Raw genomic sequence first — 15,692 nt, forward strand, 5'->3', positions numbered from 1 at the left:
ATGCCGGTGGCACGGGCCGGGGCGGGGCGGTGGCGGGGGCCGTGACGCGCCGGTGCCGGGAAAACGGCCGGAAAAATACGGAAGTCGCGCTCTCATTGCCACAATTCGACCAGAGGTTCGATTCCGTGGAGGTTCTCCGTTCACTCCGGTGTCGCCCGCCCGTCTCCCGTGCGTGGCAGTCTCCGGGCGCGGGCGGAGCCGGACGGCACGGAAGAGGTGGGCGGGCGATGGAGAGCGGGCCGGCGATCTTCGCGGGAGCGGTGTTCGCCCTGTTCGGAGGCGCCCTGCTGGCCTGGACGGGCACCCGCCTCAAGCGCCGCGAGCCGGTCGCCCACGGTGTGAACCAGCTCGCATCGGCCGCCCTCGCGAGCGTGGCCGGGACGGTCGCGCTGGCCCTCGGTGTGTACTGCCTGAGCCGCCTCTGACGTCGGCGGGCGCCCCGCCGCGCGTGTGCCGCGGGAGTAAGGGGAGCGTCACGCTCCGGACATGCCTCGAGTGGGTACCCGGTACTCCGGGCGGCAGGAATGACGGTAGTCGGGTTACCGTTCGAGTGGCCGTTGCGGGCTTTTCCCGTTTGACACGGGGGCGGGATGTACCGTCACACTCCGCAGCGTCACACGTGCCAGCAGTACGCCGCGGCCCCGGGAAGAAGCCCTGGGGAGGCCCCAGCGTCGACCGGAGAGAAGAGCGAAGTTGTCCCCGACCAGCGAGACCGCACAGGGCGGCCGCCGACTCGTCATCGTCGAGTCGCCTGCCAAGGCGAAGACGATCAAGGGCTACCTCGGCCCCGGCTACGTCGTCGAAGCGAGCGTCGGGCACATCCGCGACCTCCCCAACGGCGCCGCGGAGGTGCCCGAGAAGTACACCGGCGAGGTCCGCCGTCTCGGTGTGGACGTCGACCATGACTTCCAGCCGATCTATGTGGTCAACGCCGATAAGAAGGCGCAGGTCAAGAAGCTCAAGGACCTGCTGAAGGACTCCGACGAGCTCTTCCTCGCCACCGATGAGGACCGGGAGGGCGAGGCCATCGCCTGGCACCTCCAGGAGGTCCTCAAGCCGAAGATCCCGGTCAAGCGGATGGTGTTCCACGAGATCACCAAGGACGCGATCCGCGAGGCCGTCGCCAACCCGCGCCAGCTCAACCAGAAGCTGGTCGACGCCCAGGAGACCCGCCGCATCCTCGACCGCCTCTACGGCTACGAGGTCTCGCCGGTGCTGTGGAAGAAGGTCATGCCCCGGCTCTCGGCCGGCCGTGTGCAGTCCGTCGCCACGCGACTCGTCGTCGAGCGGGAACGCGAGCGCATCGCTTTTCGCTCCGCCGAGTACTGGGACCTGACGGGCACCTTCGCGACCGGCCGCGCGGGAGACCCGTCAGACCCGTCGTCGCTGGTCGCCCGCCTGCAGACCGTCGACGGCAGGCGGATCGCGCAGGGCCGCGACTTCGACTCCGTCGGCCGGCTCAAGAGCGAGAACACCCTCCACCTCGACGAGGCGACCGTCCGCGCCCTCGCCGCCGCCCTGGAGAACACCCGCTTCTCCGTGCGGTCCGTCGAGTCCAAGCCGTACCGCCGCTCGCCGTACGCCCCGTTCCGTACGACGACGCTGCAGCAGGAGGCCAGCCGCAAGCTCGGCTTCGGCGCCAAGGCCACCATGCAGGTCGCGCAGAAGCTGTACGAGAACGGCTACATCACGTACATGCGTACGGACTCCACGACGCTGAGCGACACCGCCATCGCGGCCGCCCGCGCCCAGGTCACGCAGCTCTACGGCGCCGACTACCTGCCGCCGCAGCCGCGTACGTACGCCGCCAAGGTCAAGAACGCGCAGGAGGCCCACGAGGCGATCCGGCCCTCGGGTGATCGTTTCCGCACGCCCGCCGAGACCGGCCTGACCGGCGACCAGTTCAAGCTGTACGAGCTCATCTGGAAGCGCACCGTCGCCTCCCAGATGAAGGACGCGACCGGCAACAGCGTGACCGTGCGGATCGGCGGCGCCGCCGCCGACGGCCGGGACGTCGAGTTCAGCGCCTCCGGCAAGACGATCACCTTCCACGGCTTCCTGAAGGCCTACGTCGAGGGTGCCGACGACCCGAACGCCGAGCTGGACGACCGCGAGCGCCGGCTGCCGCAGGTCGCCGAGGGCGACGCGCTGTCCGCCGAGGAGATCACGGTCGACGGCCACGCCACCAAGCCCCCGGCCCGCTACACCGAGGCCTCGCTGGTCAAGGAGCTGGAAGAGCGGGAGATCGGCCGCCCGTCGACGTACGCGTCGATCATCGGCACGATCCTCGACCGCGGCTACGTCTTCAAGAAGGGCACGGCCCTCGTGCCGTCCTTCCTGTCCTTCGCCGTGGTCAACCTCCTGGAGAAGCACTTCGGGCGGCTCGTCGACTACGACTTCACCGCCAAGATGGAGGACGACCTCGACCGCATCGCGGCCGGCGAGGCCAAGGCCGTGCCGTGGCTGAAGCGGTTCTACTTCGGTGAGGGCACGGGCCACGGCGGCGCGGCCGAGGCGGGCAACGGCGACGGGGACCACCTCGGCGGCCTCAAGGAGCTGGTGACCGACCTGGGCGCGATCGACGCGCGCGAGGTGTCGTCGTTCCCGGTGGGCAACGGCATCGTGCTCCGCGTCGGCCGCTACGGCCCCTACATCGAGCGCGGCGAGAAGGACACCGAGCAGCACCAGCGCGCCGACATCCCGGACGACCTGGCGCCGGACGAGCTGAGCGTCGAGCTGGCCGAGGAACTGCTGGCCAAGCCCAGCGGTGACTTCGAGCTGGGCACCGACCCGGCCACCGGCCACCAGATCGTCGCCAAGGCCGGCCGCTACGGCCCGTACGTCACCGAGGTGCTCCCCGAGGGCACCCCGAAGACCGGCAAGAACGCGGTCAAGCCGCGTACGGCCTCGCTGTTCAAGTCCATGGCGCTCGACACGGTGACGCTCGACGACGCCCTGAAGCTGATGTCGCTGCCGCGGATCGTCGGCACCGACGCCGAAGGCCAGGAGATCACCGCGCAGAACGGCCGCTACGGCCCGTATCTGAAGAAGGGCACGGACTCGCGCTCGCTGCAGTCCGAGGAGCAGCTCTTCACGATCACGCTGGAGGAGGCGCTGGCGATCTACGCCCAGCCGAAGCAGCGTGGCCGGGCCGCCGCCAAGCCGCCGCTGAAGGAGCTGGGCGAGGACCCGGTCTCCGGCAAGCCGGTCGTGGTCAAGGACGGCCGCTTCGGCCCGTACGTCACCGACGGCGAGACCAACGCGACTCTGCGCTCGGGTGACAGTGTGGAAACGATCACCCCGGAGCGCGGCTTCGAGCTGCTCGCCGAGAAGCGCGCCAAGGGCCCCGCCAAGAAGACCGCGAAGAAGGCGGCGGCCAAGAAGACGGCTCCGGCGAAGAAGACGGCGGCCAAGAAGACGGCGGCCAAGAAGACGACCGCGGCCGCGAAGAAGACCACGGCGAAGAAGACGACCGCCAAGAAGGCCACGGCGTCCAAGGCGACGTCGCCCGGCTCGGAGGACTGACGGCTCCGCGGGTCCTGCCGGGATTCCGGCAGGGAGCTCCGACGGCCTGCTCGGGCGGGCCCGGGCCGGCTTCCGGCGGGGAGGGTCGAGGCGGTGTTCGGCTTCGCGATGTGAACGGCCCGGCATCACTTTGGTGTCGGGGCGTGCGCATGCCAGGACAGGCGACGTGTGGTGTCGGTGGCTGCGGATAGGCTGAACGCATGACGCGAGCCGAGCAGCCAACGGCCCCCACCACAGCCCCGGACGACGCCCTGGTCGCGGACTCCCGCGAGCGCGCCGTCCGTTCCCTGCTGCGCCGACCGCAGCTGCGGCGCCTGTGGAGCGCACAGCTGGTGAGCGGTGTGGGCGACAGCCTCGCACTCCTCGTCCTGGTCGTCCTGGTCCTGCAGGCGGCGATCTCTCAGAGCGCCTTCGGCGGTGGATACCGGGGAGTGGCGTTCGCAGTGGCGACGGTCTTCGCGGCCCGCGTGCTCGCCACACTGCTCTTCGGCGCGGTCCTCCTCGGCCCGCTGACCACCCTCACCGCCCAGGACGGCCCGCTCGACCGCCGCTGGACCATGGTCGGCGCCGACGGCGTGCGCGCCGCACTGCTGATCGTCGCGCCCCTGTGGATCGACTGGACCCCGGGCAACGCGCCGGCCGTCCTGCTGGTCACCGCCTTCGTCACCGGCGTAGCCGAGCGCCTGTGGACGGTGTGCCGGGAGAGCGCCGCACCGGCCCTGCTGCCCGGCCCGCCCCCGGAGGGCGCCACCGTCCGGCCGCTGCCGGACCACATGGACGCCCTGCGCCGTCTGTCGCTGCGCACGAACTTCCTGGCCGTCCCGCTGGCGGCCGCCGCTCTGCTCGTCGCCGGTCTGCTCAACAACCTCCTCGGCACCGGCGTGGCCTGGTTCGACCAGCACCACGCGGCCCTCGCCTCGTACGTGGCGGCCGGCCTGTTCGCCGCCTCGCTGTCCGTGCTGACCTACCTGGAACTGCCCGAGGTGCGCACCCCCCGGGCGCGGTCGCCGCTGGAGGGCCTGCGCCGTCCGCGCACCGGCAGCGGCGTGGACAAGGGCCGTACGGGCGCGATCCCGCTGCTCGTCCCGGCCTGCGCCGCGGTCGCCGGAGCCATCGCGGCCGCTGTGTCGGTGTGTGTGCTGCACGCCACCGACCTGGGCGGCGGCCCGGTCCTGTACGGCCTGCTGGTACTCGGCCTGACCGGTGGTGTCGCCGTCGGCGTCCGCACGGCTCCCGCTCTGCTGCCCTCGCTCTCGCGCCGCCGGCTGCTCGCCCTCGCGATCGCCGTCACCGGTGTCGCCCTGCTGGCCGCCGGGCTGGTCCCGGACGTCACCACGGTCCTGCTGATCGTCACGCTGGCCGGCGTCACCGCGGGCGTGGCCGCGAACACCGGGCACGCGCTGCTCGACCAGGAGACCGAGGACTACCGCCGGGCGCGCGTCACCGAGCACCTGCACGCGGTCGTCCGGGTCTTCATAGCGCTCGGCGTGCTGGTCGCCCCCGTGGTCGCCGGGCTGATCGGCCGGCACCGGCTGGAGAACGGCAGGTTCGTCTTCGCGCACGGCGGTGCGTCCTTCACGCTGATGCTGGTCGGCGCGCTGCTGCTGCCGGTCGCGGCGCTGGTGCTCGCCAAGGTCGACGACCGCTCCGGCATCCCACTGCGCCAGGACCTCAAGGACGCGCTGCTCGGCGGCGACGACCCGGTCGAGGCACCGGCGGCGAACGGCTTCTTCATCGCCCTGGAGGGCGGCGACGGCGCCGGCAAGTCCACCCAGGCCGAGGCCCTCGCCGAGTGGATCCGCGCCAAGGGCCACGAGGTCGTGCTCACCCGCGAGCCGGGTGCCACGCCGGTCGGCAAGCGGCTGCGCTCGATCCTGCTGGACGTCTCCTCGGCGGGCCTGTCCCACCGCGCGGAGGCGCTGCTGTACGCCGCCGACCGGGCCGAGCACGTCGACACCGTCGTACGGCCCGCCCTGGAGCGCGGCGCCGTGGTCATCTCCGACCGCTACATCGACTCGTCCGTCGCCTACCAGGGGGCCGGCCGTGACCTGTCCCCGACCGAGATCGCCCGCATCAACCGCTGGGCGACCAACGGTCTCGTGCCCCACCTGACCGTCCTGCTGGACGTCTCCCCCGAGACCGCCCGCGAGCGGTTCACCGAGGCGCCGGACCGGCTGGAGTCGGAGCCGGCGGAGTTCCACGCGCGCGTGCGGTCCGGTTTCCTCACGCTGGCCGCCGCCGACCCCGGCCGTTACCTGGTCGTGGACGCCGGCCAGGAGCCCGAGGCCGTCACCACCGTGGTCCGGCACCGGCTCGACACCCTGCTGCCGCTGTCCGAGGCCGAGGTGAAGGCCCAGGAGGAGGCGCGGAAGAAGGCCGAGGAGGAGGCCCGCCGCAAGGCCGAGGAAGAGGCCGCGCGCAAGGCCGAGGAGGAGCGCCTGGAGCGCGAGCGGCAGGAGGAGCTGGCCCGGCTGCGCGCCGAGGAGGAGGAGCGCAAGCGCCGCGAGCTGGAGGAGGCGCAGCGCCGCGAGGCCGAACGGCAGGCCGAGGAGGCCCGGCAGCGGGCGGCGGAAGCGGCCCGGCGCGCGGAGGAGGAGCGGCAGCGCCTCCTCGCCGAGGAGAAGGCCCGCGCCGAGGAGGAGGCCCGCCGCAGGGCCGAGGAGGAACGCCGCCGCAGGCAGGCCGAGGAAGAGGCCCGGCTGCGCGCGGAGGAGGAAGCGCGGCGGCTGGAGAAGCAGCGCAAGGCCGAGGAGGCCCTGCTGCGCGCCGAGGAGGCCCGTAGGCAGGCGGCCGAGGCCGCGGCGGCGGCCGACACGGCCGCGCGCCGCCCCGGAGCACCCCTGCCGACCGCGCCTGGTGTGGTCCCGGACGCGGCGACGGTTCCCACCCCGGTGGTGTCGCCGGACGCGCGCGGCACCGAGGAGACGGTCCCGACGCCGGTCGTCCCGCCCGGAGCGGGCACGGACGAGACGACGGTGCTGCGTCCGGTGCGCGACGAGGCCGACGCCGCCGCGGAAGCGGGGGCGAAGGGTGCGCGGGGCGACCGTGCCGCGCGGACGGCCCGGCCGGACACCGACGCCGAGGTGACGGCCGAGCTGCCGCAGCCGCCTGCTTCGCCCGCTCCGGGCGCGGCGGACGAGACGGCGGTCCTGCCGCGGGTTCCGGGTGCGGCCGACGAGACGGCCGTGCTGCCGCCGGTGACTCCGGGTGCGGCCGACGAGACCGCCGTGCTGCCGCCCGTGCGGGGCGATGCCCCGGCGGACCGGGTGCCGCCCGGTTTCTTCCGGGACGAGCGGCCCGTCGCGGGCCCCGACGGCTCCGAGGACCGTACGCGCGAGATGCCCCAGGTCGACGCCGACGGCACGCCTCGGCGCCGGCCGCGGCCCGACTGGGCCGAGGAGACCCCGCTGGACGACCTGCCGTCGCTGGCGGACGAGCTGCTGGGTTCGTACGACGAGCGGGAGCACGGCGACCAGGACGAGGAGCAGGGCCGCAGGGGCCGCGGCCGGCGCGGCTGACGACCCGTTCCCCGGGGAAGTGGCACCGGGCGGCGCCGATCGGAGGCGATCGGCGCCGCCCTCGCCTTTCCGCCCCGTGTCCGGAGTTCCGGTCGGGCCTGCCGGAACGCCGGCCGGAGCCCGTTGTCAGTGCCCACCCGCACAATGGATGGAAGCAACGCGGAGTGTGACGGAAGGGCGGCGTGACCCATGACCGTGTGGGACGACCTCGTCGGGCAGGAGAAGGTGAGCGCGGTGCTCGACGCGGCCGCGCGGGACGCCGACGCCCTCGTCACGGCCGCCGCGGCCGCCGAGCCGTTGCCCGAGGCCTCGAAGATGACGCACGCCTGGCTGTTCACGGGCCCGCCCGGCGCGGGCCGGAACCAGACGGCCAGGGCCTTCGCCGCGGCCCTGCAGTGCGTGAGCCCCGACCGTGCGCTCGGCGGGGCCCCCGGCTGCGGCTTCTGCGACGGCTGCCACACCGCGCTGCTCGGCACCCACGCCGACGTCACCTCGGTGGCGGCCGTGGGCGCCGAGATCCTGGTGAAGGACATGCGGGACACGGTCCGCAAGTCGTTCACCGCCCCGGCCAACGGCCGCTGGCAGATCATCCTGGTCGAGGACGCCGAGCGGCTGAACGAGAAGTCGGCCAACGCGGTCCTCAAGGCCGTCGAGGAGCCCGCTCCCCGCACCGTCTGGCTGCTGTGCGCCCCCTCCATCGAGGACGTGCTGCCGACGATCCGCTCCCGCTGCCGCCACCTGACCCTGCGCACACCGTCCGTGGACGCGGTCGCCGACATGCTCGTCCGGCGCGACGGCATCGAACCCGAGGTGGCGGCGGCCGCCGCGCGCGCCACCCAGGGACACGTCGACCGGGCCCGCCGCCTGGCCACGGACCCGGCGGCCCGGGAGCGGCGCGCGAGCGTGCTCAAGCTGCCGCTGCGGCTGGACGAGGTCGGCGCCTGCCTCAGGGCCGCCCAGGAACTGGTCGACGCGGCCGCCGAGGACGCCAAGCAGCTCGCCGAGGAGATGGACGGCAAGGAGGCCGAGGAGCTGAAGGCGGCGCTGGGCGCGGTCCAGGGCGGCCGGCTGCCGCGCGGCACGGCAGGCGTGATGAAGGACCTCGAGGACATGCAGAAGCGCCGAAGAACCCGCACGCAGCGCGACAGCCTCGACATCGCCCTCGGCGACCTCACCGCCTTCTACCGCGACGTCCTCGCCCTCCAGCTCGGCTCCCGCGTGGCGATCGCCAACGCCGACGCCGAGGACGCCCTGGAGCGGCTGGCGCGCGGCAGCGCCCCGGAATCCACGCTCCGCCGCATCGAGGCGATCGCCGCGTGCCGCGAGGCCCTCGACCGCAACGTGGCCCCGTTGCTGGCGGTGGAGGCGATGACGATGGCGTTGCGGGCGGGCTGACCGGGGCACGCCGAGGGCGGTCCGACCACGTCACGCCGGGACCCACCGCCGACCCCTCCTCGTCCTCCCGGACCGCAGGCACCCCTCATCCCCTGAGTCCCCTCGGAGGTGCGTACGTCCCGCAGCCCGTCCCCCTGCCTGCCCTCTGGCACACCTCGGAGGCACGCATGTCCCTCGTACGAGCCATAATCCACACCCTCCGCTCCTCAGCCGTCGCGCAGCGTTACGCTCGCGTGATGCACACCAGGCCATCCCTCCGCCGGAACCCGGGCGCCCGCAGCCGGACGACGGCACGCCTCTCAGCCACCCTTGCCACGGTCGCCGCCCTGCTCGTGTCCGCCTGCTCCTCGGGCAGCTCGACCACATCGGACGGTGCGGCGGAAGCGGCGCTGGCGGCGCTGCCGGCCACGACGCCTTCGGCGCTGGCGCCGTACTACACGCAGCGGCTGCACTGGCGCAGCTGCGGTGTCTCCGGTTTCCAGTGCGCGACGATGAAGGCCCCGCTGGACTACGCCAAGCCCGGCTCGGGCGACGTCCGGCTCGCCGTCGCCCGCAAGGAGGCCACCGGCAAGGGCAGGCCGCTCGGTTCGCTGCTGGTCAACCCGGGTGGTCCGGGCGGCTCGGCGGTCGCCTACCTCCAGAGTTACGCGGGCATCGGCTACCCGGCCGACGTCCGCGCGCGCTACGACATGATCGCGATGGACCCCCGGGGCGTCGCCCGCAGCGAGCCCGTCGAATGCCTCGACGGCCGCCAGATGGACGCGTACACGCAGACGGACCTGACCCCCGACGACCAGCGGGAGCGGAACGCGCTGGTCACCGCCGACCGGAAGTTCGACGAGAGCTGCGGGGCGCACTCGGCGCGATTGCTGCGACACGTCTCCACCGTCGAGGCGGCACGCGACATGGACATCCTGCGGGCGGTACTGGGTGATCCGAAACTGAACTACGTGGGCGCGTCCTACGGCACGTTCCTCGGCGCGACGTACGCCGGGCTGTTTCCCGACCGGGTCGGCCGGATGGTCCTGGACGGCGCGATGGACCCCTCCGTCGACGCCCGGAAGATGAACCTCGACCAGACGGCCGGCTTCGAGACGGCGTTCCAGGCGTTCGCGAAGGACTGCGTACGGCACTCCGACTGCCCGCTCGGCGGCAAGGGCACGACACCCGCGCAGGTCGGGGACCACCTGGAGGCGTTCTTCCGGAAGCTGGACGCGCACCCCATCCCGGCGGGCGACGCCGACGGCCGCAAGCTCGGCGAGTCGCTGGCCACGACCGGGGTGATCGCGGCGATGTACGACCAGGGCACCTGGGAGCAGCTGCGCGAGGCGCTGACCTCGGCGATGAAGGAGAAGGACGGCGCGGGCCTGCTCGCCCTCTCCGACAGCTACTACGAACGGGACGCCGACGGCCACTACAGCAACCTGATGATGGCCAACGCCGCCGTGAACTGCCTGGACCTGCCGCCCGCCTTCACCGGCCCGGACCAGGTGGAGAAGGCACTGCCCGAGTTCGAGAAGGCGTCCCCGGTGTTCGGCGCGGTCCTGGCGTGGTCCTCGCTGAACTGCGCGTACTGGCCGGTGAAGGCCATGGGCGCGCCGCACCGCATCGCGGCGAAGGGTGCGGCGCCGATCGTGGTGGTCGGCACCACTCGCGACCCGGCGACGCCGTACCGCTGGGCGGAGGCCCTGGCCCACCAGCTCTCCTCGGCGCGCCTGCTGACGTACGTCGGCGACGGTCACACCGCCTACGGCCGCGGCAGTACCTGCATCGACTCGACGATCAACGCCTATCTGCTCAACGGCACCCCGCCGGCCGAGGGAAAGCGCTGCTCGTAGATCCTGTCGGCCGCCCCGGAGCCCGTGCCTCCGGGGCGTGGTCGGAGCACCCCCAGAAACTGTGTAGACTTACCGACGTTGCCGATCGCACCATAGTGCGGACGGCGCGCCGCCTTAGCTCAGATGGCCAGAGCAACGCACTCGTAATGCGTAGGTCTCGGGTTCGAATCCCGAAGGCGGCTCCATACGAACCCCAGGTCAGAGGTTACTGACCTGGGGTTTTCCCGTGCTCTGGGGGCAAGTGGGCTGGGGCGGCACGGGGGAGCGCGGGTGGTGCGGCAGGCGGGAGGGAACTTGCCGACAAAAGCGGAGCAAAGGGCCCGCAAAGTGAATCGGGCTCGGGTGAACCCACGGACCTGAGGCAACATCTTGGTGAACGGCGGGCACCGCGCGGTCAGGGCGCGGTGCCGCCGTCGGCCGGATGGGGTGAGGGACGTGGTGGAGCCGAGGATCGCCGTCGCCGTGGTGACCATGGGCAACCGGCCCGCCGAGGTCGACGCCCTGCTGGAGTCCGTGGCCAAGCAGGACCTCGCCCCCGCCCGGACCGTGATCGTCGGCAACGGCTGCCGGCTGCCCGAGTTCGCCCGCCGGCTCTCCCTGCCGGGCGAGGTCACCACCATCGACGTGGAGGAGAACCTCGGCTGCCCGGGCGGCCGTAACGTCGCCCTCGCCCGGCTGCGCGAGTACGGCGACGTCGACGTCGTCGTGGAACTCGACGACGACGGCCTGCTGGTCGACGCCGACGTGCTGCGGCGCGTACGGGACCTGTACGCCGCCGACCCGCGCCTCGGCATCGTCGGCTTCCGCATCGCCGACGAGCACGGCGAGACCCAGCAACGGCACGTGCCCCGCGTGGGCAAGTCGGATCCGCTGCGCGGGGGTTACGTCACCGGTTTCCTCGGCGGCGGGCACGCGCTGAGCATGGCGATGCTGGCCGAGACGGGGGACTGGCCCGCCGAGTTCTTCTTCGCGCACGAGGAGACCGACCTCGCCTGGCGTGCCGCCGACGCCGGCTGGAAGATCCGCTACGCCCCCGAACTGCTCCTCCAGCACCCCAAGACCTCACCGGCCCGGCACGCCATCTACTACCGCGTCAACGCCCGCAACCGCGTCTGGCTCGTCCGGCGCCGGCTGCCGTGGCCGCTCATCCCGGTGCACCTCGGGGTGTGGACGCTGCTCACCCTGGCCCGCACCCGTTCCGCGGCGGGGCTGAGGGCGTGGCTCGGCGGATTCGTGGAGGGCCTGCGGAAACCGGCCGGCGAGCGCCGCCCCATGCGCTGGGGAACGGTGTGGCGCCTCACCCGGCTGGGGCGTCCACCGGTGATCTGAGGACCGCCGGGAAGCCACCACCCGTTCGTCGTTACGGAGTCCGGAACATCCATCGGGCAACCGGGGCCCGGGACTTCACCGACGCGCCGAGCCCCATCTCGCCGGCGGGGCGCGGAGAAGGAAACGGGACAGGGCCCCGGGCGTTCACCTCCGCCGACCGGGGCCCCTTTGCGTCCCCGGACCCAGCCTGCGGCGACACTCCCCCGAGTTACGCGACTACGCGCGCGCCGTCGGGCCAGATCCGATGGAAATGATCACATCAGGACGCGCCAACGGATCGCTAACATGTGGCCAACGGTTCGTCGGCAGGTCGCGGAACCGTTGGCCGGAACTCGCCGACGGTTTTCTGAAGCAGTCCGTCGAACAGGCCGATCCGGGGCCGGACCGGTCGGTGGAAGGTGGCGGGAAACCGTTGTGGACAGGGTGGAATTCCGCCAGGGGGTGGCGGGCGCGCGCTCGCCGTGGAGCACGGTCGGCCCCGACCGCGCGGGAAGGCAGTGGAGCGGCGTGATGCGCCGGTGCGAGCTGCGGTTCGGACTGCTGGGGCCACCGGTCCTGTACGACCGACCGCCATCCGCGATCTCGTACGAGACCCTCGGCACTCTTTCCGGCAGCCCTGCCGCCGACGGCGGCCACCGCGACAGGCCGGCCGTCGCTGATCCTCGTCCCGGCGGGACCGCTGCCGACGGTCCCCGGCCCCGCAAGTCCGCCCCGGACGGCCCCGCTTCCCGCACTCCCGGCGTCGCCGGCGGCATCCGCGACACCGCCTCCCACCCGTCCGGTGCCGAGGGCACCCGCGACGCCGCTCCCCGCAAGCCCGCCCCCGACAACGGCGTCCGGGCCATCGGCAGCCCCAAGGTGCGCGCGCTGCTCGCCGCGCTGTTGCTGGAACCGGGCCGGGTCGTGTCGGTGGAGTCGCTGAAGGACGCCCTGTGGGGCGGGGCGCCGCCGGTCTCCGCGCAGGCATCGCTGCACAACCACGTCACCCGGCTGCGCCGGCTCCTGGACGACCCCGACCGGCTCAGGGCCGTACCGCCGGGATACGTACTGCGCGTCGACCACGGCGAGTTGGACGTGCACGTCTTCGACGCGCGGGTCGCCGAGGCGCGTGCCGCGCACGCCTGGCGCGACTGGCCGGCCGTCGTACGGGCCTGCACCGCCGGACTCGCGCTGTGGCGCGGCACGCCGCTCAGCGGGCTCCCCGCCGACCTCGGCGGATATGCGCTGGTGCAGCGCCTGGAGGAGGCCCGGCTGCTCCTGCTGGAGTGGCGTTACGACGCCGAACTCGCCCTGGGCGGCGGGCGGCTGACCGGAATCGTCCCGGAGCTCGCGGCGCTGGTAGCCGAGTACCCGATGCGTGAGGCCTACCACCGTCAGCTCATGCTCGCCCTGCACCGCACCGGCCGTCAGGCCGAGGCCCTCGCCGTCCACCGTGATCTGCGTGCCCGCCTGATCGAGGAACTCGGCATCGAACCCGGCCCGGCGGTCCGTGAGGCCCATGTCGAGGTGCTGCGGGGGAGCGACGAGGAGCAGCAGGGGCCGGAGGGGCAGCGCGGTGTCCGGCACCGGACGGCCGAGGAGGCCGCCCGCCGCCAGCCGCAGGACCCGGTCCGCTTGCCGGACGCCACCGAGGAAAGGGGCGCTGCGCCGGTCCCGCACGAGGACGACGTCACACCGGATGCCCGGCAGACGCCGCGACCGGCGCAACTCCCTCCTCCGCCTGCTCATTTCACCGGCCGGGCGGACGTCCGCCGCGCGCTGTGGCATGCGCTCACCGAGCCGCCCGCCCCGGCCCCCGCCATCGCGGTGATCAGCGGCATGGCGGGCGTCGGGAAGAGCGCGCTCGCCCTGGACGTGGCGCATGAGCTGCGGGAACGTTTCGTTGACGGGCAGCTGTACGTCAACCTGCACGGCGCCACGCCCGGCATGACTCCGCTCACCTCACCCCAGGCGCTCGCCGCGCTGCTCCGGGACCTGGGCGCCGAGCCGCGCAGCATCCCCGAACACCCCGACGCGGCGACCGCGTTGCTCCGCTCACTGCTCGCCCCGGCCCGCGTCCTGCTGGTGCTGGACGACGCGGCGAGCGCGGCCCAGGTGCGACCCCTGCTGCCGGCCGGACCCGGCTGTGCCGTGATCGTCACCAGCCGCTCGCCGCTGACCGCCCTCGACGGCGCCCGGCGCTTCCCGCTCACCCCGCTCACCGGCGAGGACAGCGCGGCGCTGCTGCGCGCGGTGAGCGGACGCGAGGGACTGGACGCCGGGCACGCGCTGGTCGAGCTGACCGGCGGGCTTCCGCTGGCGCTGCGCGTCGTCGCCGCCCGGCTCGCCGCCCGCCACGCTCTCACCCCGGACGTGCTGGCCGGTCAACTCGCCCAGACAGCGGGCCGGTTGCGCCACCTGGAGTACGACGACCTGAGCGTCCGGCGTTCCCTGGCCGTCGCCCACGACGCACTCGACGCCGCCGAGCGCGAGGTGGACCGGGACGCGGCCCTCGCGCTGCGCCGTATCGGCGCGCTCGACCTGCCGACTTATGGCGCCCCGCTGATCGCCCGTCTCACCGGCACCGACGAGCGCCGCGCCGAGGCCGCCCTCGACCGCCTCGTCGACGTCGCCCTGCTGGAGGAGACGGCCTACGGCCGCTACGCCCCGCACGACCTGGTCCGTGACTTCGCCCGCGAACTGGCGGACACGGAGCGGACCACCGGCAGCGGAGCACCGAGCGCCCCCGCGGACTCCGGGTCGTGGACCGTGGTCCGGCGCGCCGACTCCTTCGGGGACACGGACAGCGGCGTGCCGGGTGCCCGGGGCGCCGGCATCGGGGCCGGGGGCGGCCTTTCGGACGGCGGGGGACGGTCCGGCGCACGACCGACGGCCTTCCGGCAGACGGACTCCGCCGACACCCCCGATCCCGACCTGACCGCGCTTCGCTGGTACGCCGCTGTCGCCGAACGGGTGCTGGAGGCGATCGTGGAGCCTGGGCTCGACCAGGACGATCGGCGTCGCCCGACCTCGGCGCAGCCGCCGGAGCACAGGGCGGACGTGGCCCGCCTGCCGTCCTTCGAGTCCGCCGAAGAGGCCTTCGCGTGGGGCGAGGTGGAGCTGGAGAACGTCGTCGCGCTGATATCCCGGAACGCCGGCATGCCCGACCCGCACCGGGACGCCGCTCTCTCGGCGCTCGCACGGCTGCTCTTCCCCTACGTCCAGCGCGGCGGGCAGGTCGCGGAGATGGAGGTGCTGGGGCGGGCCGCGCTCGGGGCGGCACGGCGGCTCGGGGACGAGGCGGCCGAGGCGTACGCGCTCGGCGACCTCGCGGGCCTGCACTTCCTGACCGGCCGGCAGAAGGACGCCCTCGCCCTCACCGACCAGTCGCTGGAGATCTGGCGGCGCCTCGGTGTCGCCTCCCGGATCCGGCGCTGCCTGAACAACCGCGGGCTGCTGCTGGAGGGGCTCGGGCGGTTCGCGGAGTCCGGGGAGGCCCTGCGGCAGAGCCTCGCCTACTCGCGGCAGCTGAACGACCCCTACGGAGAGGCCGTCACCCACAGCCACCTCGGCAACCTCTACGAGCACACCGACCCGCGTGCCGCCATCGAGCAGCACCGGCGCTCGCTGGCGATCGGGGACGCGATCGGCGCGGTCATCGTGCAGCACTCGGCGCACTGCAACATCGGTTACGCCCATCTCACCCTGCGCGAACCGGCGGCCGCCGCCAGGCACTTCGAGGAGAGCCTGCGCATCCTCGGTGGCCACGGCGACTGGCACGGAGAGTCCCAGACCCGGCTCGGCCTGGTCCGTGCCCTGCGGCAACTGGGGGAGTCCGAGCGGGCGGCCCGGGAGTGCGCCGAGCTGCTCAGCCGTGCCGACGCCCGTGCCGACTGCTACATGGGCGGACTGGCCCGGCACCAGGACGGTCTGCTGCTGCGCGCGCGTGGGCGGCGGGCGGAGGCGTACGGCGCCTGGCGCGCGGAGCTCGCGGCGCTGGACGGCACCGACGAGCAGGCGGTCGTGGCGGAGCTGCGGGAGCTTCTCGCGGAGTCCGCGAAGAGCCCTTGAACAGCCCTCGAAGAGCGACCGCAGTGATCGAAACGCG

Annotated in this window: 7 protein-coding genes and 1 tRNA gene; all 8 read left to right on the plus strand. The window is 73.4% G+C overall.

Going from position 1 to position 15,692, the window contains the following annotated elements:
* Window positions 1-227: 227 nt before the first annotated feature.
* Window positions 228-425 carry a hypothetical protein gene (locus AB0D93_RS02755; protein WP_362111703.1) on the plus strand — a complete coding sequence of 66 codons (198 nt, stop codon included), beginning with the start codon at window positions 228-230 and terminating at the stop codon, window positions 423-425.
* 268 nt (window positions 426-693) lie between these two features.
* Window positions 694-3,525 carry a type I DNA topoisomerase gene (gene topA, locus AB0D93_RS02760; RefSeq protein WP_362111706.1) on the plus strand — a complete coding sequence of 944 codons (2,832 nt, stop codon included), beginning with the start codon at window positions 694-696 and terminating at the stop codon, window positions 3,523-3,525.
* 200 nt (window positions 3,526-3,725) lie between these two features.
* Window positions 3,726-7,043: a dTMP kinase gene (gene tmk, locus AB0D93_RS02765; protein ID WP_362111709.1), complete on the plus strand. Its 3,318-nt coding sequence runs from the start codon at window positions 3,726-3,728 to the stop codon at window positions 7,041-7,043.
* Between the two features lie 189 nt (window positions 7,044-7,232).
* A complete protein-coding gene (locus AB0D93_RS02770; RefSeq protein WP_362111712.1) occupies window positions 7,233-8,438 on the plus strand; it encodes a DNA polymerase III subunit delta' in 1,206 nt (401 codons plus the stop codon).
* 236 nt (window positions 8,439-8,674) lie between these two features.
* Window positions 8,675-10,276, plus strand: a complete 1,602-nt coding sequence (locus tag AB0D93_RS02775; protein ID WP_362111715.1) for an alpha/beta hydrolase — start codon at window positions 8,675-8,677, stop codon at window positions 10,274-10,276.
* Between the two features lie 108 nt (window positions 10,277-10,384).
* A tRNA-Thr gene (locus AB0D93_RS02780) sits at window positions 10,385-10,461 on the plus strand.
* A 250-nt stretch (window positions 10,462-10,711) separates the two neighbouring features.
* Entirely contained in the window at window positions 10,712-11,605 is an 894-nt protein-coding gene (locus AB0D93_RS02785) for a glycosyltransferase (protein WP_362111718.1), read from the plus strand.
* A 510-nt stretch (window positions 11,606-12,115) separates the two neighbouring features.
* A complete protein-coding gene (locus AB0D93_RS02790; RefSeq protein ID WP_362111886.1) occupies window positions 12,116-15,655 on the plus strand; it encodes a BTAD domain-containing putative transcriptional regulator in 3,540 nt (1,179 codons plus the stop codon).
* Window positions 15,656-15,692: the final 37 nt, after the last annotated feature.

This window comes from Streptomyces sp. NPDC048191 (genome assembly GCF_040652655.1).
In the GTDB taxonomy this organism is placed as follows: Bacteria; Actinomycetota; Actinomycetes; order Streptomycetales; family Streptomycetaceae; genus Streptomyces.